General features: G+C 28.0%; 20 protein-coding genes. All 20 read right to left on the minus strand.

Going from position 1 to position 22,902, the window contains the following annotated elements; all coding sequences use genetic code 11:
• Window positions 1-144: 144 nt before the first annotated feature.
• On the minus strand, window positions 145-606 hold the full coding sequence (locus ABDZ93_RS15900) for a GyrI-like domain-containing protein (protein WP_343827451.1): 462 nt from the start codon (window positions 604-606) through the stop codon (window positions 145-147).
• A 119-nt stretch (window positions 607-725) separates the two neighbouring features.
• The gene (locus ABDZ93_RS15905; RefSeq protein ID WP_343827452.1) at window positions 726-1,493 is read right to left on the minus strand and encodes a helix-turn-helix transcriptional regulator; all 768 of its coding nucleotides are present in this window, start codon (window positions 1,491-1,493) and stop codon (window positions 726-728) included.
• A 15-nt stretch (window positions 1,494-1,508) separates the two neighbouring features.
• On the minus strand, window positions 1,509-1,643 hold the full coding sequence (locus ABDZ93_RS15910) for an HTH domain-containing protein (RefSeq protein WP_343827453.1): 135 nt from the start codon (window positions 1,641-1,643) through the stop codon (window positions 1,509-1,511).
• A gap of 228 nt (window positions 1,644-1,871) precedes the next feature.
• Entirely contained in the window at window positions 1,872-3,263 is a 1,392-nt protein-coding gene (locus ABDZ93_RS15915) for a toll/interleukin-1 receptor domain-containing protein (RefSeq protein WP_343827454.1), read from the minus strand.
• Between the two features lie 510 nt (window positions 3,264-3,773).
• On the minus strand, window positions 3,774-5,636 hold the full coding sequence (locus tag ABDZ93_RS15920) for a DUF4365 domain-containing protein (protein WP_343827455.1): 1,863 nt from the start codon (window positions 5,634-5,636) through the stop codon (window positions 3,774-3,776).
• Window positions 5,637-5,808: 172 nt separating this feature from the next.
• On the minus strand, window positions 5,809-6,033 hold the full coding sequence (locus ABDZ93_RS20120; RefSeq protein WP_425544796.1) for an integrase core domain-containing protein: 225 nt from the start codon (window positions 6,031-6,033) through the stop codon (window positions 5,809-5,811).
• 292 nt (window positions 6,034-6,325) lie between these two features.
• On the minus strand, window positions 6,326-6,646 hold the full coding sequence (locus tag ABDZ93_RS20125; protein ID WP_425544797.1) for an IS3 family transposase: 321 nt from the start codon (window positions 6,644-6,646) through the stop codon (window positions 6,326-6,328).
• An 11-nt stretch (window positions 6,647-6,657) separates the two neighbouring features.
• Window positions 6,658-6,945 (minus strand): transposase, encoded by a 288-nt coding sequence (locus ABDZ93_RS15925; protein ID WP_343827456.1) that lies wholly within the window; start codon window positions 6,943-6,945, stop codon window positions 6,658-6,660.
• 361 nt (window positions 6,946-7,306) lie between these two features.
• Window positions 7,307-8,494 (minus strand): macrolide family glycosyltransferase, encoded by a 1,188-nt coding sequence (locus ABDZ93_RS15930; protein WP_343827457.1) that lies wholly within the window; start codon window positions 8,492-8,494, stop codon window positions 7,307-7,309.
• Between the two features lie 36 nt (window positions 8,495-8,530).
• On the minus strand, window positions 8,531-8,956 hold the full coding sequence (locus ABDZ93_RS15935; RefSeq protein ID WP_343827592.1) for a helix-turn-helix domain-containing protein: 426 nt from the start codon (window positions 8,954-8,956) through the stop codon (window positions 8,531-8,533).
• Between the two features lie 344 nt (window positions 8,957-9,300).
• Complete coding sequence (locus ABDZ93_RS15940; protein ID WP_343827458.1) at window positions 9,301-9,702, minus strand: HIRAN domain-containing protein; 402 nt, start codon at window positions 9,700-9,702, stop codon at window positions 9,301-9,303.
• Window positions 9,683-10,489 carry a J domain-containing protein gene (locus ABDZ93_RS15945; RefSeq protein ID WP_343827459.1) on the minus strand — a complete coding sequence of 269 codons (807 nt, stop codon included), beginning with the start codon at window positions 10,487-10,489 and terminating at the stop codon, window positions 9,683-9,685. Before ABDZ93_RS15945 ends, ABDZ93_RS15940 begins: the two co-directional genes overlap by 20 nt.
• Before the next feature lie 185 nt (window positions 10,490-10,674).
• A complete protein-coding gene (locus tag ABDZ93_RS15950; RefSeq protein ID WP_343827461.1) occupies window positions 10,675-11,397 on the minus strand; it encodes a M48 family metallopeptidase in 723 nt (240 codons plus the stop codon).
• A 9-nt stretch (window positions 11,398-11,406) separates the two neighbouring features.
• Window positions 11,407-14,511 carry a type I restriction endonuclease subunit R gene (locus ABDZ93_RS15955; protein ID WP_343827462.1) on the minus strand — a complete coding sequence of 1,035 codons (3,105 nt, stop codon included), beginning with the start codon at window positions 14,509-14,511 and terminating at the stop codon, window positions 11,407-11,409.
• A 62-nt stretch (window positions 14,512-14,573) separates the two neighbouring features.
• The gene (locus ABDZ93_RS15960; RefSeq protein WP_343827463.1) at window positions 14,574-15,716 is read right to left on the minus strand and encodes a restriction endonuclease subunit S; all 1,143 of its coding nucleotides are present in this window, start codon (window positions 15,714-15,716) and stop codon (window positions 14,574-14,576) included.
• Window positions 15,709-16,557, minus strand: coding sequence for a DNA damage-inducible protein D (gene dinD / locus ABDZ93_RS15965; protein WP_343827464.1), 849 nt, complete (start codon window positions 16,555-16,557; stop codon window positions 15,709-15,711). Before dinD ends, ABDZ93_RS15960 begins: the two co-directional genes overlap by 8 nt.
• A 15-nt stretch (window positions 16,558-16,572) precedes the next feature.
• Window positions 16,573-18,123 carry a type I restriction-modification system subunit M gene (locus ABDZ93_RS15970; RefSeq protein ID WP_343827465.1) on the minus strand — a complete coding sequence of 517 codons (1,551 nt, stop codon included), beginning with the start codon at window positions 18,121-18,123 and terminating at the stop codon, window positions 16,573-16,575.
• Window positions 18,124-18,138: 15 nt separating this feature from the next.
• Window positions 18,139-18,705 carry a restriction endonuclease subunit S domain-containing protein gene (locus ABDZ93_RS15975; protein WP_343827467.1) on the minus strand — a complete coding sequence of 189 codons (567 nt, stop codon included), beginning with the start codon at window positions 18,703-18,705 and terminating at the stop codon, window positions 18,139-18,141.
• 12 nt (window positions 18,706-18,717) lie between these two features.
• Window positions 18,718-20,817: a Z1 domain-containing protein gene (locus tag ABDZ93_RS15980; RefSeq protein ID WP_343827468.1), complete on the minus strand. Its 2,100-nt coding sequence runs from the start codon at window positions 20,815-20,817 to the stop codon at window positions 18,718-18,720.
• Between the two features lie 309 nt (window positions 20,818-21,126).
• On the minus strand, window positions 21,127-22,899 hold the full coding sequence (locus tag ABDZ93_RS15985; protein ID WP_343827469.1) for an ATP-binding protein: 1,773 nt from the start codon (window positions 22,897-22,899) through the stop codon (window positions 21,127-21,129).
• Window positions 22,900-22,902 lie beyond the last annotated feature (3 nt).

Genomic DNA, 22,902 nt, shown 5'->3' on the forward strand with positions numbered 1-22,902 from the left:
TCATTTAAGGTACGGGTCTCCGTTTCACCTCCAACGGAGGTCATTTTCTCTAAACAATCATAAGCATTTAGCTCTATTTTGCAAACCCGTAATCATCAAATATATCTAGTAATTACTTTTTCAGTAAGCTAATTTTTAGTACTATTAATTTATAGAAATATAAATATGGATTTCTTGATTTTGCATATCTTGAGTATTATTTTGATATTCTTCAAAATCACAAGAGTACTTTCTGTCTAAATCCATTTGCCATAATTTCATCCAAAATTCTCCTACCGAATTTTGAACATCTCCATTTATAATAAATTTAGCATATTTTCCACTCGGAATTGTTTTGCTTACTAATGGCTCTTCTATACTATCATTTTTATTCACTTCACAACAGCAAAGAAAGTTATATGGCTGACTAAAATCACCCTGATAGTCTGTATATAGCCCAATAGATTTATTATCTTTTCTATTTTTTATCTTTTGATAATGACCTTTCATTAAAAACTCTTCCCATAATGTTTTTATATCTTTCACTGCCTTATTGTTGTTATTAGTAGTTTCTTTTGCTAAACCAACAACTTGTTTCTCTTCTAAATTAACTATTTCATAATTCATAAATAATTCTCCTAACCTACTTTTTCTTAAAGTATATCTAAAGTAATATGACATAAGCATGTCATATTATAAGTCTTTATTAATATATTTATGATTTATTTAGTTTAAATCTATATAGTCTATATTTTTTCCTCATAAATCTTTATAGTTTCTTTCATTTTATGTAATACAATATCTCTTATATATTTAGGCTCTATAACTTCTACATAATTTCCAAAAGAAAGAATATATCCATACAACCATTCATTCTCTGGTAGTTCTATATTTACTTCATATGTACCATCTTGATTGTCAATTAATATATTTTGGTCAAAGTCATCAAATATTCTATATAAAACTTCTTTATAAAGTTTTAATTTTAGATTGACCATATTCTCTATCAATTTCTTTGAGTGGTTTGTGTCTATATCTTTAATATTTCTTCTAATAAAATTTTCTTTTTTTATAACCAGGTCCTTTATTCTAGTTATTCTAAATGTTCTAGCTTCTTCTTTTAGTTTACAAAATCCATACAGATACCACGTTTGCCCCTTATAAATAAGCTTCATTGGTTCAATAGTTCTTATTGACCTATTTCCAAAGCTATTTATATAACTAAACTCTATTAGTTTATTATTTAATATTGCTATTTTTATTTGATTAAACTTATCATTTTCATTAAAATCACTTCCCCATTTAGAAAAATCTATGTCTATCCAATTCGATAATTCTTCTTTATTTAGCATAAAACTAATTTTATTTGTGACTGAATCAATTTCAGGATACTTTGTTGCTTCTAATGTTTTTAAAGCCACAATTAAACTTTGCTTATCTTTGTCGGATAATATAGTTTTATTTATAGAGTATTCCTCCAGTAAAGATATGCCCCCATTTTTCCCCTTACTCATATATACAGGAATACCTTATAAAGACAATTCTTCAATGTCTCTATATATAGTTCTTGTGGATACTTCAAATTTATATGCTAGTTCTTTTGCTGTTACAGTTTTTTTATTTAGAAGTATTATTATTATTTCGGTTAATCTATTAATTTTCATAATTTACCTCTATACCTAATTAATTTATAATATTATCTTTTATATTATAATCTATTTTTAGTGCTATATTTCTAATTGTACAAAAAATCGTATCACTTACTTGTGATACGGTTCAGCTTTTATAATTCTAAACGTTTTTTCTTTATAAACGAAAAAAAACCTCGACGCTCCCGTCGAGGATTTCAATGGTTGAGGCGAAGCGCGACCTTTAAAATCCACCAATTAAATTTAAATATTAATTTTTTGTCTTAATACTTTTGTCCAAAAAGGTCTATATATCATATCTAAATTCTCTATGTCATATTCTTGAATTATGATATTAAATGTTTCTTCATCAATTTCTTCGATAAACTTACTCAATCTATTCAATTTTTCTACTATTGCCCCTATTGATGTATTAGAACTATTTAGGTAAATTTCATTCCCATCTCTTTCTAATAGTCCATCTATAATACATTCATCAATTTCTTTCCATGATGATGAATCTGTAACATTAGGAGTAAAAATCTCTTTTCTAAACTCACTAATAAATATACATGTAGTAACATATTCTGATAACCTATTTAATTGTTTTTCTATTTCCTTAACCATATAATTAAACTTATTATAATCATCTAACTCATCTTTTTTTAAATCTAATACTTCTTCTTTGTCTTTTATTTTTTCTAATTTGCTAATATAATTATTTAACTTTTTTATCTCATTGTCCTTACTATCTATTTCATTAAGTAATTCCTCATTTTGTAATTTAAAATCTTCTACACAATCATTTTGTTCTTCATAGTCAACATATCTTGCTGTAATTTTCATTAATTCTTTAAGAAAATTCTGTGATTTTCTATTTATCAACGTCACTGGTTTATCTTTTGCAATCTCTCTTTTTTTTAATTCATCATACATAGATGATATATTTTGTTCATTGTTTAATATTTTAGCTTGTACACCTTTTAATGGTGTGTCCTCCAAAACATTAAAATCTAATGGATTAAATATTAGTGGATAAATTTGTTGATTTAATACCCATGCTGCTCCCATTTCTGCTAAACAAAATTTACTTTTTAAATATTGTGGTGTTATGATAAACACAACTATTTGAGCATCTTTTATATTTTTTTCTATATTATCTATGAATTTTTGTCCTGTATTAATTGTACCTTCAACCGATGTGCAATATACTTCTTCTCTATTAATTCCCATTCCTGTTTCCAAAAAGTCTAGAAATATTTCGATTAATTCTACATCTTTTGTTGAATGACTAATAAATATTTTTTTCATATTCCCTATCTCCTTCCTATAATTATCTATTATAATATCTCTAATTTTCAAAATACCTGTTTTTATTTTATCTTTTTCCCATGAGTCAAGTGTAGGTGAACTACAAAAACTATGAAGGAAACTATTTACTTCCGACAATTCTTTAGTAGGAATTATATCTATATATTCATCTCGTACTTGACGATTTATGAAAAATAAATCATATAATGCTGCTTTTGCATTAAAATACTCATTTACCTTATTTTCATCATCTATATATGTGCTTATTAAATCTAATATTTCAATTGTTTTTTCTATTCTTTTTTTCCCATTCACTTTAAAACTTCTCACTCCTATTATTTTCATAATATATACATTATAATTTAATAATGTATATTTTTCCATAGTTTTTTATAAGTACTACATTAACTAACCTTTATATAAAAACTTTCACTATACCTATAATATAACTCAGACCTCTTAATTTTACTTATTAACTGTATCCCATTACTATTTTAAAACATATTAAAAGACACATTGAAGATTACTTCAATGTGTTCTTTATGCACTACCACTTCTTTTACAAAGTCCTGTATAAACTTTTTGCATTTTGGAATGTTTCTACTTATTACATAACAACTAAAGTTATTTAATAGCTTTCTTACATTCTCTTCTGTTACTATTTGAGTTATTTCATCCGACTTCAGTTGAGCTTACTTAAACTCTAATTCAGACTTTCTTTAAACTCATCTGATTTTACTTAACTCCCCTATTCATAAAACTAATTACTATTTAATTTAATATCCTTAACTATATACACTACTGCCATAACATTTAAGATTTTCTTCCAATAATAATGATACACTTTATTTATCTTTAATAATTTTTCGTTATAGTAATGTTATCATTTATCGTATAGAATAGTACTTCATTTGTTTCTTTACATGATATTTGGACTTGAAAAAATTTGTATTTATTATATGCCTTCTCGAATTCTCTAAAACCTTCCTTACCCATATTAGAATCTGTAAACCCATTAATAAAATATCCTTTAAAATCAATCTTTAGATAAACACACTCTTTGCCTTCTTCTACAATCAATTTAGTTTCATTATAAAAATCAATACTTTGCTTATTTTCCGTAAATTCCTTTACCAACTCTAAATTTTTCTCAATTTCACTAATGCAGGTATTAAAATCTTTTTTTCTTTTAAATTCTTTTCCAACTAACGGTATATTAAATTCTTGATCTATGTTTTTAATAACCCCAATAAATATTATACCATTGCCATTAGTTGGATTAAAAGCAATCTTACGATTTTCATCTAGGTCTAATTCCAAAATCCCCTCCTTAGTTTTGTTAACTATTAGACAATTTGTTCTTGTCCATCCTAAATATATAATAGCAATTTTTCCTTCTTCAATATTTGTAAACCTCTTATAATAATATTTTTTTATAAACTCATTAAAATATATAATCGCTTTCTCATAATTATTTTCAAAATAAATTATACTTAAACCTAACAATGCTGAATAGTTATAGCTATCTTTTTCTAGGCAATTATTAAAAACTTCAGTAGCCTTAGATTTTTCATCTAAATTAAGATAATACTCTCCTAGTAATCCTAACGCATATGAATTATTTCGATCTTTTGATAATACCTTATCAATGAATTCTTTCCATTTTGTGAAATTAAACTGTATACTATATATGTATGCTAACAATAACTCTACTTCAATTACTAAATTATCATTTGTATTATTTCTTTCAAGTAACCCTTCTAATTTTTTGATTGCTTTACCAACATCTCCTATTGCAACATAATTTCGACTCAACTCAAACAGTATTTCTGGACTATTATTATAGCTTAGTGCTATTTCCATATATCTAATGGAATCATTATATTTTTTCAGCCCCCTATAAGCAAATCCTAACCCTAAAAACACTTGATAATCTTTTGAATTATACTGCTTAGCTAGACTATATTTTTTAATAGCTTTATTGTACTTCTCCAATTCCAAATAAATTTTGCCACAGATTAACAATAGCTTTTCATCTTGAATTATAGATGCGATATGTTCATATTCCCTAACTGCATTATTAAGATCATTTTTTCGGTAATACTCTTCAGCTTTACTTAATTTATTAGTAACTGAATCTAATATCTTTAATTCATCTATATTAGTATTAAGCAAAACTTCATCATAACCAAGGTCTTTATACTCAATCATCTTCCTGCTATATTCCTTTATTTTTTTACCAAACAACTTAATCTGTTTATGAATTTCCTCTTTACCATTCTTATTTAAAATCTTCGAAAATTTATAACTATATTTTTTCTGTTCTGTAGTAGCTAAATTAATTTCTTTTTCTATAGCTGTTTTCTCAATTTCATATATCCAATCCCATACAAATTGTTTTTTATCTTCAAAATATATAACAAATATAGAATTAGGACTGTTTAATAGATAATTTATCTTGCATATCTCAACTTGATATGTATAAGTACCTTCTCCATTTATAATCGTATTAGAATCTAGCTTGTCTTTTAATTGTACACATATTGTAAAATTACTAGCATACATTCCCTCAAGCTTTATTTCCACTATTAAATCAACACCATAGTCACTTTCTCGGTAATCTCTAACTATAAAATTACCATCTTCCATTAATCGTTTAAATTCTGTAATGCTTCTTCTTTCTTGTTCATGTTGTTCAGCAACAATAGGTAAATTCATTTTTTCTCCCTCCTTCCATTTATCTTCCCAACTAAATATGTCAAAAATCACTTGCCTTATTTTTAGCTTAAGGTTTGTAACAATTTAAAACTACATTTAATTATTTGATTTATCATTCCGTGCCTTCCTTTCTTTCTGACCTGGTCAAGCAAAATTGTAACACTTAGTTCGATTACTTTTGTAAATACCTCTTTTCAAAGGGCGTAAGCCCACATAATAAGCTATGAGGTCTTTTATTATGGTAATACCTAGGTACATAATCGTTAATCAACTCTGTTAGATGAGAAATACTTTTTCCATTATAGTGATTAAGGTGTTCATTTTTAATTTTTCTATAAAAGGACGACCTAGGAGCATTGTCATAAGGACAACCAGCTTTGCTCATAGACTGTTTGATTTTACTAGAGCAGCAAAAGTCAGTAAAAGCTTTAGATGTATACTGAAAGCCTTGGTCACTATGTAATTAATCATGTGGATGGTTATGAGTAGTTATTGCTTTTTGTAGCGTTTCTATAGCTAAGTCTGCAGTTATATTTGTAGAGATTTTACTTGCCATAATGCTTCTATCGTGTAAATCTAGTATACAGCAATTTTATAGCATCTTTCCAGAAGAAGATCTTATATATGTGAAACCTGTACAACATTTCAGGTTCTTTTTAGATGCTGTAAAATCTCGATTTATTAGGATTTCAAATACTTTGTGGGGAGTACCTTACATAGCTTGGCTTCTTTCTAAAGGCGACAGACTTAAGGTTTAGCTCTTTCATATATTTGTGTACAGTTAATAGACTCAAGTTAATCTTTTCTTTTTCTAACAAGAGCTTTATCATTCTGTAGCCCATCTTTCCATTTTCACTATGGAAGATGTCCTTAATGTTATTCAGTACTAACTTCTTATTTTCATAAAAGGGGTTTTTACGCTGCTTTAAATAATTATAATAAGCATTAGGACAGATTTTAAAACGCTTAAGAAGCCATCTAACACCAAATTCAACTTGATTTAGATCAATGAATTTATAAACTAATTGTCTATTTCCTTGGCGAAGAAGGCTGCCGCCTTTTTTAGAAAGGTATTTTCCTTTTCAAGATCAGCTGTAAGTTTCTTCAATCGTTTAATCTCCTCATGAACACTAGGAGATATCTTATCATCACATTCAATACATTCTTGCTCAAAAGCTTTAGTCCATCCATTGATAGTTGATTTTGCAACATTATATTCCTTTGAGATACTTGATAAAGTTCTTCCATCTTCCAAGATTAGTCTAGCTATTTTTTCTTTGAATTCTTTATCATATTTTTTATTTGCCATTTATAACATCACTTCCTTAAATCTTATTATACTAGATTGTTCGAACGAGTGTTACAACTTTAGTATATCACGCCATTCATCTTCTTAATTTTATGATATATTTTTTCTTATCAAATTGGTTATATTACTTAAGCTATACTTTAATAATTCGAAAATCGTTTCTGCTATCAAGTTCATTTTGACATTAATATTAATATTGAGTTTACCCAAAATATGTATTAACAAACAAAAAAACCACGACATTCCTGTCGTGGATTTCATGGTGGCGACGAATCATCATGTGCATCCATAATTCTTAATAACATTGACTTTATGCACTCTTGGCGTATTATAGAATTATGCTACTTGTGTAGTAGCTAAATCATAACTGCTTAGATTTGCTATCATATATAACCTTTAATATGGAATCTGCTGCTTTCTTTGCACCTCCAGCATTTTTGAAACCTTTTGCTAATTTATTTTCATTTTTCTTATAATTATCATTATCAATAACCTGTAATACTGCATCTTTTATACATTTTGGGTTATTACCTTTTAAAAAGATCCCAGCTCCTAAATCAGAAACTCGTTTTGCTACCATTCCTTGCTCTTCATGCTGTGGATATAACACCATAGGAACTCCATAATACAAACTTTCATTAACACTATTCATACCACAATGAGTAATAAATACATCTGTATTTTGAAGCACTATAATTTGCTCAACACTATTTCTCACCTGAAAATTGTCTGGTATACAGCCTAAATCTTCAATTATAGTATCTTTTCCAACTGACATAACTACATCAAAATCACAAGTTTCAAAGGCGTTTATACAGTTTTTATAAAATTTTATATTTTTGTTATTTACCGTTCCCAATGAAATATATATTTTTTTACGTTTTCTTTCTTTACATTCAGCCTTCATATTAGATAATGAAGGTCCTATAAAGGAATATTTATCTGAAAAAGTCTCTACCATTGGTTGAAACTCCTTTGAAGTATATACAATAGTATTTGTATCATTGTCATTTTGAATTATAGAAACAAAATTCTTAACATTATATCCATGGTTTCGTAAAAGCTCTATTTTCTTATTAATACGACTCATGCCTAAAATCATGCGTATAACTTCCTTAAAGCTTTTCTTCATCATCCTTGCTGTATACTTATTAAATGCAAAGGTTGTTGTGGAACATACATAGGTAATATTCAATTTTTCTGCAAATAGCTTACCCCAAAAACATAAAGAGTCTGATACAACACAGTCTGGATTAAACCCTTTAAGTTCTCTACATACTTTTTCATCTAAAGCTATAGTAGTATCTGCTATCATCTCAATTAAAGCAGCAAAATCCTTTCCAATCTTTTTCTCATCTCCAGGCTTTAATTCTGGAAGATACTCATTACAACTAATAAATTTTGCACCTGCTCCTTCAATCTTTTCTTTAAATTCCTCAAAAGAATAGTACCATACTTCATGGCCTCTACATGATAATTCACGCACTACCTCAATTGTAGGATTAGTATGTCCATGTGCAGGAATACAAAAAAATACTATCTTACTCATATTAGAATCCTCCCCTTTTACCCCTTCCATTTAAAATTATTTTTCCTTAGTTGCTACTCCAATTTGTCCTACAAAATTTATAAGGTCACGTTGATGTACAATGGCTATTCCCCTATCTTCGTCTCCTAATATTAATAAATTATCACCAGATTTAATATTAAATAACTCTCTCGCTTTTTTAGGAATAACAATCTGACCACGTTCTCCAACTACAACGGACCCAAAGAAATGTTTTCCTTTAGGTGGCACCACAACACCTGATTCTTCTTCTGAATGATTAACTAAATCATCTATAGTAACGTTATACAAATTTGCAAGTGCAATACAACTATTTATATCTGGAGTTGACTCTCCATTTTCCCATTTGGCTACAGCTTGCCTAGAAACATTAATCTTCTCTGCTACTTCTTCCTGGGTATATTGATTTATCTTCCTTAATCTTTTCAAATTTATATTAATCATATTTATCATACCTTTCATATTTATTATATTTTTCTTACCTTTCAATGTCTATCAACCATTATTAACATTCATGTATATATTCATATCGAAATTAAAAATTACTTACTCCTGGAAACGGTAGATATACAGATGAATTACTTAATAAGAAACAGAATTTTTATAAAGATTTACTTAATAAAAAATAGCTACATAAGTTTAAACTTACATAGCTATTTTTATTAATCAAGCAACACATTCTCTTTAAAATCCATCATTTTATAATAGCACTTCTATATCTTTATATAATCAGTTTCTTATTAGCATCTATAACAATATTGCTCCAATAAGTAATCTTATTTCCACTATTATAAATCATTTAAAAATATTCTTATCCACACCTCTTGTAATTTTTCAAAGTAATAATCCACAGTTCTCACTTCAGCTGTTAACATTTTTCCTCTATCCATAAGTCTTGCGAATATTTTATTTGTTTTTGCTGGTATATAACCTAACTTTTCACCCTTTACTGTAAATAATTCTATTGCATATTTATCATATACATTATCAGGTTCTCTTTTTAACTTTATTTTATCTCCCTCTAATAAAATAAACCCATCTTTCACATAGTATTTCATTCCCGCTACCCTTACAGATTGAAGATATATAGTATTTTCAAAGGGCAATGCTAGTCCACCTGTTTCTATTATGTTGGCTATTTTTCCTCCACCACTATAGCTTGTTATTGACTTATCCATAACTCTGCTCATTTAATACCTCACTAATACTCTTTTCAACCTCTGTAATCATTCTTTCATACTCACGTATATCATCAGTTATATCCTGCTTTTTCTCTTTAATATACTCATTATCATCAATAAGTTCTTTTATATTTAGAGGAAAGCTATGTTCTTCTTCATCTATAAAATTCTTTAGTTCATTAATCTTTTTCTTTAATACCACTATATTTTCTTCTATAGAAGTTACCTTAATATCTTCTTTAATCTCATTATGCTTTACTATTCCCTCAAGAATTATTAATGTCATTAAATCATTATTTTCATAAGCTTCTTTAACTTTAAGCCATAACTCCATCATTTCTTCACTTAAATTTTTATTTACATCTGGATGCAGTATTTTAGCTAAGCCCCTAAATATTTCTTTAACCTTTTTTACTTCTTCATCCGTTAATGTTGGAAGCTCTAAAAACTCTCGAGAGTTCTTTAAATTATCACGTAACTCCTCTAAATTTTTATAAAACTCTGCTAGCTCTTCTTCTAAAGCTGCTTCTATTTCTTCAATATTAATTTCTTCACCTTTATTTTTACTTTTAACTATCAATGCTAATTTCTTCTTTAACCTTCTATACTTAATCTCATTTTCAAATCTTAAAAATATCAAAGCCCCTAGTTTACACATATACAGGCTCTCAAAATAATCTTTTTCCTTTTTTAAATCTTCCATTTTCTCATATAACTTTAGATACTCTTCATTCAATGTACTTAGCTCTTCCTTAAGCTTTTGTATATCTGTTAATGAAACAACTATATCACTCATTTTAACCTCTTATTAATATACTTTTTTATTTTTATATATGTTAATTATATCACCTTTAACTCTTGTTAAAGGTAATAATATTGTATAGATTAATGAAAATCTAAAATATTTCTTATTTAGTATAGCTACGTACTTAACAAATTAAATTCCATAAAAAAAGAGATGAGTACTCTCATCTCTATAGACTATAAATCTAATACAACCTCTTCGTCTAAAATTCTTTTGCGTTCCTTCCAATCAGGCATTAAGACATATAAAAAGTCATAAAACTCCCTATTATGTTCAGTATAGATCAAATGAATTAATTCATGAAGGATAACATATTCAATACAATACTTAGGAGCTTTTATTAAGTCTTTATTTAATAAAACTCTTTGTTTTTCTACTGAACATGAACCCCATCTAGTTCTCATTTTTCTAATATTAATTATTACTGATGGTACATTATATTTTTTTAAAATAAAAAAGTTTTTGTTATATAATTTATTAACTATATCTCTAAACCTTTCTTCAAACCACTTATCTAATAATTCTTCTTTTCTTCTATAATTATTTTTATCTTTAACGTATAAAAAAATGTATCCTCTAAAATATTTAACATGCTCATGCTCACTTTCTTCTATTTTCAACCTATACTGCTTTCCTAAATATTTTATTGTTTCTCCGCTGACTAATTCTTTTTTTACATTTAATTTTGATTCATATGCCCTGTAGTAATTATTTTGAGATATTATCCATGATGCTTTTCTTTGAACAAACCCTATAATAAAATCCAAAGGAACTTCTTCTTTTGCTGTTACTATTACTTGTCCTGTTATTCTAATATTGATATTAACATTCTTAACATTTTTTCTTTCTATACTAAATATTACTTTATCTTCTCTGTAGTTAATCTCATATGTTTCCATTTTTATCACCTAGTATCTTTTTAATGCTACATTTTTAACTTTTTCAATTATCTTATCAATATCTTCAAAAGAAATTTCTATATCAGTCTTTTGTGTATATTCATATAAAGTATCATCAATTTCTTGTGCTATTTCATTGTGAACATCAACATTTCCATGCCAATCTACTTTGCTCTTTTCTTTAATTATATTATCTATTTCTAAAGCCACATTACCTAACTCATCACCATCTGTCGTATATTCAGCATTACTTTCTTTCACTATATCATTAACTACTCCATAAAAAGCTTGTGCATTTTCATTATTTTTTATAGGCTCAGGATAAGATATATCATCTTTATTTTCTCTATATTTGTTCATTATATCTTCCATATCTGTTAAATAACTTTCATCAAGCCTTCTCTTCTTATAATCATCTAATGCTTTTTCTATCATTTCTGAAAACTTTTTATAATAGCTAGGATTTTCATCCCATTTTTCTGATATACTTTTTCCTAATCTAGTTCTAATTGTATCTGCTTTTGCTCTTGCTTTTTCTTTTGGTATTCTTTCTAATTCTTCTTTAAAAGCTTCCTTATCTAAGATATCTATATTTTTAGTTATTCTCATCATACCTTCAGCAGCAATATAGTTATCAATAAGTTTTTGCATTTTTCCTTCATATTCCTTATTGTCTACAGTATCAGAATACCTTCTTTTTACTGACTGCCTTAGTTTTTGATAGAATTTAAATGCTTCTTTAAACTTATCTATCTCTATTTTCCCCATTGAATTATATATTTTTTCTGATTCTAAGACTACACTTAAATTTCTACCAAAGCTACATAATATTTCATAAAAATCCTCTCTTATCTTATCATCAGCTAAGTACACTTCATATTCTTCTATATCTTTTTTATTCTTAATAGAAGAAAAGAAGTTAATAAGTTCTGTATAGTACTGCCTTAATGCTCCAATAATAACAATTACGTCATGTATTGCACCTTTAAGATCCTTGCCATCAAAATTTTCAAGACCTGCTCCTGAATACATATTCATAGCCTCATCTAATTTTTTTATTAGCCCTCTATAATCTATTATGTAACCATAATCCTTACCATCATATAGACGGTTTACCCTTGCAATAGCTTGTAATAGTGTATGCTCTTTCATTTCTTTATCAATATATAACACTGTTGCTCTTGGTACATCGAACCCTGTTAAAAGCTTATCTACAATTATAAGTAAATCTATTTCTCCATGTTCAAATTCATCTTTAATTGTGTCTTCATAATCAGCCTGATTATCGTATTTATCCAACATTTCATTCCAGAACTTGATAACCTCTTCATCTGGTTTCTTATCTACTTCATCATAACCTTCCCTTAAATCCGGTGGAGAAATAACAACTCCAACCTTTAAATCACCTAATTCTTCAAATGCCCTCAAATATTTAATAGCTTCTTTTTTACTATTGGTAGCAAGCATTGCGTTTAAGGGAGAACCTATAGACTTGTAATTTATTAGAAAATGCTCATTAATATCAAATGCTATTAACCTTATTCTTTGATCACTTGTTGCAACTCTTTCAAATTGGCTCCATTTCTTCATTACTTGATTTTTTGAATTTTCATTTAAATTCCTAGTTATTATATCAAGTTGCATATCAATAGCTTTTCTATTCACACTTTGTTCTACCATTTTACCTTCATATAATAATGGTAATATTGCTTTATCTTCGACACCATCGGCAATGGTATATGGTGTAAACAACTTCCCACCAAATTTTTCAACTGTATTTCGTTGAGCACTCTTAAGAGGTGTCCCTGTAAATCCTAAATAACAAGCATTAGGAAATACATTTCTCATTTTATTTCCTAATTCTCTATTCTGTGTTCTGTGAGCTTCATCAACTAAAACAAAGATATCTCTTGATTCTAACTTATGACCTTTATTTGTTACCGTATCAAACTTCTGAACTAAAGTAGTAATTATATCTGCCTCTTCATTGTTTATTAATTTAATGAGGTGATTTCCTGTTACTGCCTTAATTGCTTTTAAACGTGTATGGTTAAATGTTCTATTAATTTGTTTATCTAAATCTATTCTATCAGTAACAACTATGACTTTAGGATGTAGTTTTTTTAGTTCTGATAATATATATTTAGCTACCATTACCATTGTTAATGATTTTCCTGAACCTTGAGTATGCCATATTACTCCTGATTGTCTATTCCCAAAGTTATCATTTTCTTCTATAGTTTTAATTATTTCTTTTATAACAAAGTATTGTTGATATCTACATATCTTCTTTACATTTTTATCGAATAATATAAAATATTTAATAAACTCTATAACTCTCTCTGGATGGAATAAGGAAATAATGTTTTTATCTTGATTAGTAGGAATTCTACCTTCTACAGTTTTACTTAATTGATTATTAAGCCAAGTCTCATCTTTTTCTTTCCATATACTCCAAAACTTTTTAGGTATATTACAAGTAGCATACTTAGTTTCATTTTTATTTGTAGCCATAACTATTTGAATAAACTTAAATAAATGTGGTATATAGTCTTTTGATTGATTTCTAAGCATTTGGCTTATTCCTTGTTCTATGGAAATAGAAGACTTTTTACACTCAATCACTCCAAAGGGAATACCATTTATAAAAAGAACAATATCTGGTCTTGAATTTTTTTTACCACCTTCATTTTCAACGGAAAACTCTTCAACCATGTAAAAATCATTATTTCCAATGTCCTCCCAGTCTATAAAATTTATTGTAAAACTACGTTTAGTTCCATCCTCTAAAGTTTCTATATAACTTCTTCCTAGAAGTAAAGTGTTAAAGATTTTTTCATTTGTTTTTACTAATCCATCAATCAATGATTCATCTAAATCATTGATTGCTTGATTTATATTCTTTTCACTAAACTTGTACTCTTTTTCTTTATAAGTAAATGAATTTAAATTTATTAGTTTTTCCTTCAATATTGGTTTTAGCAATACATTATATGAATTCCCTCTTAATTCATCTGCTTCCCTTTCCTTTATATAGATGTAACCTAGTTTTTTTAACACCTCTATAGCTGGTATCTGACTTATATTAACTTCATCAAAATCCTTTTCATTCATTTAACTCCCCACCCATCTTATAATTAAAACAGTTGATTACTTTACCAACTGTTTCAACATTTTTAATCACAATTTACTCGTACTATTCCAGATAATAAAAGCTGCATAAGACCTTTTTTCTGTTTTTTTAATAATTCTATTTCTTTTTCCAATAAATTAATTTCTTCAGAAGCCTTATCTAATATTATCATGATTTTATTTTGTTCCTGATAATCAGGAATTTTTATAGAAACACTTAAAAATTCTTTTGGATTTAATCTTTTGGAACCTGTTCCTGTAGTTAAAGATTCTAATTCTTTATAATAGTTAGTTCTAGCCCAATAATAATAGAAATACTTTGAAGAATATCCACTTCTAAAATTAAATGAAGGTATATCAGCTGATGATGCAAATCCATCAAGTTCTTTAGGAACAATTCCCATAGATCCATTATGAAAATTCTGTTTACCATATATAAATTGACCTGCTCTTCTTGTATATACAGTTGTTGCCCCATCTACTTCTGAACCAGTTACTACCCTTTTATTTACACCTTGTAAATGTAATCTTACAGATAATAATCTTTCAAATGAAGGATTTTCTTCTAATTCTTTAGATTCTTCTAAAATTTTACTTATTTTTGTGACTTTCCATACTCCATTAAATCCTCTTATTCTAATCTTTCCAGTTAAGAGTCTTTGCATTAATCCTTGTTTTTGTTTTAGTTTTTCTTGTAGAAGTTTTTGTTTTAAATCTATTGCTTTATCCCAAGTTTTAAGTATTTCTACAATATTTTTTTGAGTAGTGCTATCAAATAACATTATTGGTAACTCATTTAATTCTTTTGATGTTATATTTGGAAATGTAGAACCTGCTGACTTCAATAATATATTATTTACTTCGAAATCCAATAAATAGTATATATATTCAGTTAAAGCTACATCACTTCTTCCTGATATTGCAGCCACACCTCTTCCTATACAGTAAGTATCATTTGCAATATTCATTCTACCAGTAGAGCTACCTCTTACACAAATTAATATATCATCTTTCTTACATAACTTTGTTCTCTTATTTGTCCATTGTCTCTTTATTGGATATTTATCAGTAAATTCTGTTGGTCCATTTATTAATGCTACTCCTTCTCCAATTTCATTATACGAGCTTCCTATTGGTGACTGTCCCATAACTATATTACATACCTTCCCAAGTATAGTTCTATTCACTTTTCCCACCACCACTCTTTATCTTCTTTTTTTCAGCTCTTTCAATTTGCTTTATGCTTTTTTCAGGTGTTGGTAAGTCTTCTGGCATTGTTCCACCTAACTCTTCAATAGTTTTTCTTACTTTTGCCCCAACTTCATAGTGAGTATTGTTTGCATTCTCTTTTCCTTTTATATTATCTCTTGTTAACTTTTCTTCCGTTTGTGTAGCTCTAAAAAGATTTGCTGCAAGTTCTGTACTTCCCATATGATCTAAGATTTTCTGACTCTTTTTTAAACCTTTCTTAGCATGAATATCTTTTGCCTTCATACCACCATAAAGCCCCATATAACCATGATTTTGAAAAACAGCATATTCAAGCTCAGTTTTTACGCCTGCATTATTAGCTGCCTCTACTAAGTTTTTGTTATGTTCCTTTAACTCATTTCTAATTGCTAATCTTTTTCTACCTTCTGTAAGTTCTTCAAAGTCTTCTACTAATTCTTGCTTTCTTGTTTGCACCGCAAAGTATGTTTGACCTAAAGCTACTACTTTCTTTCTTGAGTCAGCATTTTGAACTATTAGATAACAAGCATATCTTGAAAGCATAATATCATCTACTTTTCTTTGTGCACCTGATCCTAGCTCAACCATTTTTCCCACCTGGGAAAAATGGTCTGAAACATCTAAATCACTATTATTACAAGCTTCCTTTGCTTTATCAATAACATTAGAAAATTTATCCCATCTTTTATATTCTAATATTTCTTGTATGTCTCTTGCATACCAAAATTCTTGACCATATTCATTTATATTTTTAATTTTTTCAAATATTTTTTCGTTATATTCTTTAATCTCTGACATATATCTTCCTCCTTACTAGTTTAATCCTAGTTCCTGTAGATATTTAGCCATTTCTTTTTCAACCTCAAATAGTTCCTCTTTTATCTTTTTGATATTTTCAGCTACTTCATCCATATCAACCATTTCTTCTTCTTCAAAGGTATCAACATATCTTGGAATATTTAAGTTATAATCATTTTCTTTTATGTCTTTAAGACTAGCCTTAAAACTATATTTATCAACTGTTTCATAGTTTTCATATACATCTTGAATCTTTTGTAAATCTTCTTCTCTTAATTTGTTTTGATTTTTACCTTTTTCATAGTTACCTTCACCAGATGCATCTATAAATAAAACATCACTTCTTTTTCTACTTTTTTTAAATATTAAAATTACTGCTGGAATTCCTGTTCCAAAAAATAAATTTTCAGGTAAACCTATTACTGCATCTAAAAGATTCATATCAATTATCTGTTTTCGAATTTTCCCTTCACTAGCTCCTCTGAAAAGAACTCCATGAGGTAATACTACTCCCATTCTTCCTTCTTCTGCTAAAGAATATAACATATGCTGAACAAAGGCAAAATCTCCTTTGCTTGATGGTGGAACACCCCACTCAAATCTTCTAAATGGATCTAATGGTGCTTCCATTTTGAACTTTTTATCATTTTTTTCAGAATTATTCTCTGTTTCAGTTCCAGCAAATCCCATAGCCCACTTATCTAATGAGAAAGGTGGGTTTGCTACTACAACTTGGAACTTCATTAACTTACAATCTTCTAAATGAAGTGGATTTGATAAGGTATCTCCATTTTCAATTTTGGCATCATCTATACTATGTAAGAACATATTCATTTTACATAATGAATGAGTTTGACCATTTCTTTCTTGACCGTATATTTGTGCTTTACCATTAGGAACTTTTTTAAAAGCTCTTATAAGTAATGATCCAGAACCACAAGTTGGGTCATATATTCTATCATTTTCTTCTGGTTTTACGAGTCTTGCAAGTAACTCTGAAACCATTGAAGGAGTAAAGAATTCTCCTCCTTTTTTGCCTGCATCAGATGCAAATTGAGCTATCATATATTCATAGGCATCACCAATTACATCATTGCCTTCTAGACAACTTGGTCTTAGATTTAAATCATTGAAATCTACTAATAAAGTTCTTAATATAGCATTTCTATCTATAGTATTTCCTAAAATTATCTCTGAATTAAAATCTATATTTCTAAATACACCTCTTAGTTTTGTTTTGTTTGATTCTTCAATATCTTCAAGTGCCTTATTTATAATTTCACCAATGTTGGAGTCATTTCTCTTATCATATAAATATTCAAAGGTAGATTTTTTATCTAAAATAAATCTTTCTCGACTTAAAGCTCTTTGAATTCTAGTTTCATCTCCATCATATTTTTGGGCATATTCCTCATAATGTTCTTTATACACATCACTTAAATATTTAATAAATAGCATAACTAAAATATAATCTTTATATAAAGAGGAATCTATTTTCCCTCTAAATGTATCTGCTGCTCTCCATAAGGTTAAATTTATTTGTTCTTGCGTTGTTTTTGAAATCATAATGTTCCTCCAATTTTATTCAAACATTTTTCCCATAATTGCTTTATGACATTTTTGTTTTTCCTTCAATAATTCCATTAATAATTTTTTTTCTTTTATAACCAATGAGTTTACCTTAATAATATCTCTCTGTTTCTCTATTGTATATTTAGGTATGTGTAGATCTTTAAAAGCACTTGTTTTCACAATAGAAATTACACTTCCTATAGTATCTGCAGCAAGTAGCCTTCTACATTTTTTACTATTTAAAAATACTGCTATAAACTCCGATAATATATTATTACTTTCATTTCTAATAATAGCAAACAACGATGGTATAACCATATTTTCCAATTCTTTTGTAATATACACTGCTGTATTAGGAGAGCTTAATCTTACAATAACATCTCCTTCTTTTGTTAAATATTGCTGATTAATTTTATCTTCACTGATAAAATCATCTAAATAATCATCTTCTATATATCCATTCTCATTAAAACTTCTTAGGGTAAGGAGTTCATACCCGAACCCATTATTCCCTGAAGCTTTTTTTCTAGCTAATACTAACCCAGTACTAACATCTGCAATTTTATCTAATTTCAAATTATCACCTCTCTACTTCATATATTCAGCTGCATATACCGTAGGCTTTATTTCTTTAGGTGTTACTAATATTGGCCACCAAAATGGTGTGCCACTCCATCCATTTTCTATCTTCCCAGTATTTTTCACTAGTATTATTGCCGGATCTTTTGTAGCTAATCTTTTAGCTGGTCTACCATCTGTAATACCATTATCCGGTGAATTCATTATTCTTCCACCTACAGGCGTTTCTTTCTTAGCTTCTTTTCCCTCTCTTACAACTAAATGAACTTCTCCATGAGATAAATAATTAATTAAAGATATCATGGCTTCTCTATTAACAGTATAGTTATTGTCTAAATCAATTGCATCATATATTAAATTAACTATTTCACATGCTACTTCCTTATTTACAGTAAATTCAGATTGTTTTTTGTGTAGAGGATTTTTCCTTAAAATAATTTTATCTACTTTAGTTACTATTGATGAAATTTTACTTTTACATTTCGGAGTAAATCCTATTGGTAACATTCTTTTGTGTTCTTTTAATATTTGAGTTTTACTTACCATTATTTTATTAGGTGAACATGGAATAATCTTACCCATTTCATCACGTCTAATAAATATAACTCCATCACTATTTCTTCTTTCTTCAAAATCTTTTCTTAATGCTGAATCAAACTCATTTATCTTAGCCATTTGATTATATAACTCTTCAGTAGTATATAATCTTGTTACAGCTAAATCTTTTGGCTTCCTATATCCGAACATTCTTGCATGCTGTAGTACTGTATCCTGTTGCATTTTTTGTGGCCTTCTACCATATACAAACCCAATAAGATTAGCTATAGTTATACCTCTATCTAGTATTTGACCACCAACAAAAATATTTAGTGGTGTTCTTAACTCTAACTGTCCTCTTTCATCAAGCATATCTGGTACTTCATTCTCTGAGTTTACTACTGAAATATTTATTCTTTCAGTAATTGCAATATATACCTCTTTAATTAACGTATGTATGTCAACCTTATTAAACTTATATACCTCAATGCTTTCACTTAACTCTTCATAAGATTCTATTATTAACTTATCTAATGTTGTTTTATCAATTTGTATTAATTCTTGAAGTTTTTCAACAAGTGTAAAAATAATATCTGCTTGTCTTGTATGTGAGCTTTTTGCAATTTCTGTATGTATAATTAAGCTATATCTATTTTTCTCATCAAATTCATCTCCACCATTTTGAATTAACCTTATTGTTCCACCTACAATAAAATTAATAATTGCTTTTCTTATACCTTTAATCTTAGGATGAGTTAACACATCTTCTTCCTTAAACACTCTTCTATCACTATTCTTAAGTATTTCAAATTCTTTTTCTTCTACTTTACAAAATAAATATTTAGCTAATGGATTCTCATCATGATTAAAGTAATAATCTCCTCCTATGTATCCTTTCCCTGATGGTACGAGTACAGTATGAGCTGGTTTTATAGGACATATATCTTCCCCTAATTGAAAAGATTCTGGTTGTAAATATAAAGAATATGGCGTGGCTGTTACTTGAATAAATCTACACTCATCTAATGTACCTCTTATTTCATTAATATCAGCTGCTATTCTTCTTATATCAAAAACTTCATTTTTCTTTTCAAAACCAACACTTGCAAAATCAGCCTCATCATCAATTATCATACATTTTTTATTACTCTTTAATGGATAATCTTCAATAAAGTTTTTAAATCTTGCAAGGTTATTCTTCTCCTTTTTAACTATAATAATCATTTTTTGCTTTAATTCAAACGGCTGCAGATTTGTTGGTAAAGACATAATATCATAGATTCTTACTCTTTCACCCTTAAATTCATATTTCATTCTAGCCAATGTTTGTTCTGATAATGCATTAGTTCCTTTCGTTAAAACAATTGCTAAATCATATTCATTATCAAATCCTAAAGCAATAGCTCCAATAAAAGTTTTAGTTTTACCACTTTGAATCTTCCCCAACATCATTAATGGTTCTTTTTGCAAACTTTCAAGCACTTCGATACTTTCCTCAATACATCTCTTTTGTTCTTCAGTATATTCACCATCATCTAATCTTTTCTTATAAAATTGCCCTTCTAAATTCATAATTAACCCCCATTTATTTTGTACTAACTTATTAATAACTTATATTCATATATTACACTTCCAATTTATTGCTGTCAACATTTTTTTGTACTAACGTATAAATAACATTATAAAATAAATATAAAAAGAACTTCTAAATTAACATCTAAAAGTTCCCTTTCTCAAAACTACATAAACCTATTATTTCAGCTTATAGGTAATGTATTATGCTTAAATTTCATACAAAAGTCAACATTTTTTTGTAAAAGCTTCATTAATACGATAGGTCATAGACCATTATTCTATGACCTATAAAAAAGTATTATTTTATTACTTAATCCACTCTTCAATAAGTTCACCAAAATTAACCTTTTGCCATTCTTTTTTCCATTCTTCCAAGTAATTAATATTACTAGATGATGGAGGGTTACTACATTCATCAATCTTGACTATACATGGTATTATTACTGATTCTCCTATCAATAATCCTTCACCGCATTGTAATGATGGTAGTACTTCAGTTATATTTCCTAATGTATCTGGTAAAAGTTTCTTTACATAATTCTGGTCATCGGGGTTTGTTAATCTCATGGCAACAAAACTATTACACTGTGAAAATATAGTTTCTGATACTTCAGAAGGCCTCTGACTAACAATAGCTAATGTAACTCCATACTTTCTTCCTTCTTTTGCTATTCTTTCTATTGATGTTGTTGATGCACGATATTTTACTAGGCTCGATTTTGGAGCATATTTATGTGCTTCCTCATAAACAAGCAAAAGAGGGGTATCAACTTTTCCATATCTTCTTTTCATATAATAGCCATATTCAAATAAAACTCTAGATATTAATGATACTGTTATACTTAATACATCAAACGGAATACCACTTAAATCAATTAAAGTTACGTTTGCTTTTTTATCATCTCTATAGCTAATAAATTGCCTTATAACTTCTTCAAATGTAATATCTTTTAAATCCTTATCAAATAAAAACCTTAGCCTATTATTATTTATTTTTTCTTTAAACCTAAAAACAAATTTATCCAATTTACCATCATTATATATACCCTTACTTATACCATCTTTATCTTTACTTGCTCTTTGAGGTTTATCATATTCATAGATTTCCTGAAAGAAGTAATCAAGTTTTTCCTCATCAGAGCTAAATATTTGTTTATTTGCTTTTACCTTAACTTCTAAATCATTTTCACTATTTGTAGTTTCATTTATAAGGTTATTAAAGCAATTGGCGACTTGAGTAATATCAAAATTTAAAGGGGAATCAAAATATATTTTTTCTCTAGATATATCTTTATTATTGTATTGCTTATTAGATGTTATTACTTTTCTCAATACTGAAGCCTGATTATAATTATTGTTATCTCCTGAATCTAGTAATAATTCTTCTAGCTCTTCGCCATTCAACAACCAGTATGGAAGCTTTAAATTATCTACATTTAATATATTTGCATTAGGAAATGCTGTAGAAAATTCTCCATGGATATCAAATATAATAATATGAGAGTTATTTAAACCTTCTACCCCATCATTTTTAACATTACAGGCACTTTGAATTATCTTAGCTGTTGTATGAGATTTACCCGAACCACTTGCTCCAACTATTGCTAAGTGTTTATTAAAAAACGTATTACCATCTACTGGTACACAAATTTCATGATTACTAGCTAATTTTGAAAAACAGAACCTTTTTTCCTCTTCTATACTATCCTCAAATATACTTTTAATATACTTTAAGTCTGCTGGTTCCACCTTTTTAGGTGGTATTGAAAGTGTATCCCCACCTCTTGAAAATCGCCCATCTTTAATAGTACCTAGAGGACTAGCTTCTATTATGTACTTTCTTTCAGTAACAATTTCAACCATTCCATTTTCATCCATTTTCTTGACATCTACTAAATCTATTGAAAAGCTCTCAATAATTGCAATTAGTATAACGTCCTCATTATCGGAAACTTGCAGGTATGAACCTACTTTTAGCTCCTGTTCTGCTATTTTAAAGTCCTCAATATCATCTATAGAGATTTTTACTTTATCTGGTTTTACGCTTATAACCTCTGCCGTAACTCTTTCATCACTCACAAT

The sequence above is a fragment of the Clostridium subterminale genome (assembly GCF_039521425.1).
In the GTDB taxonomy this organism is placed as follows: Bacteria; Bacillota; Clostridia; order Clostridiales; family Clostridiaceae; genus Clostridium_J; species Clostridium_J subterminale.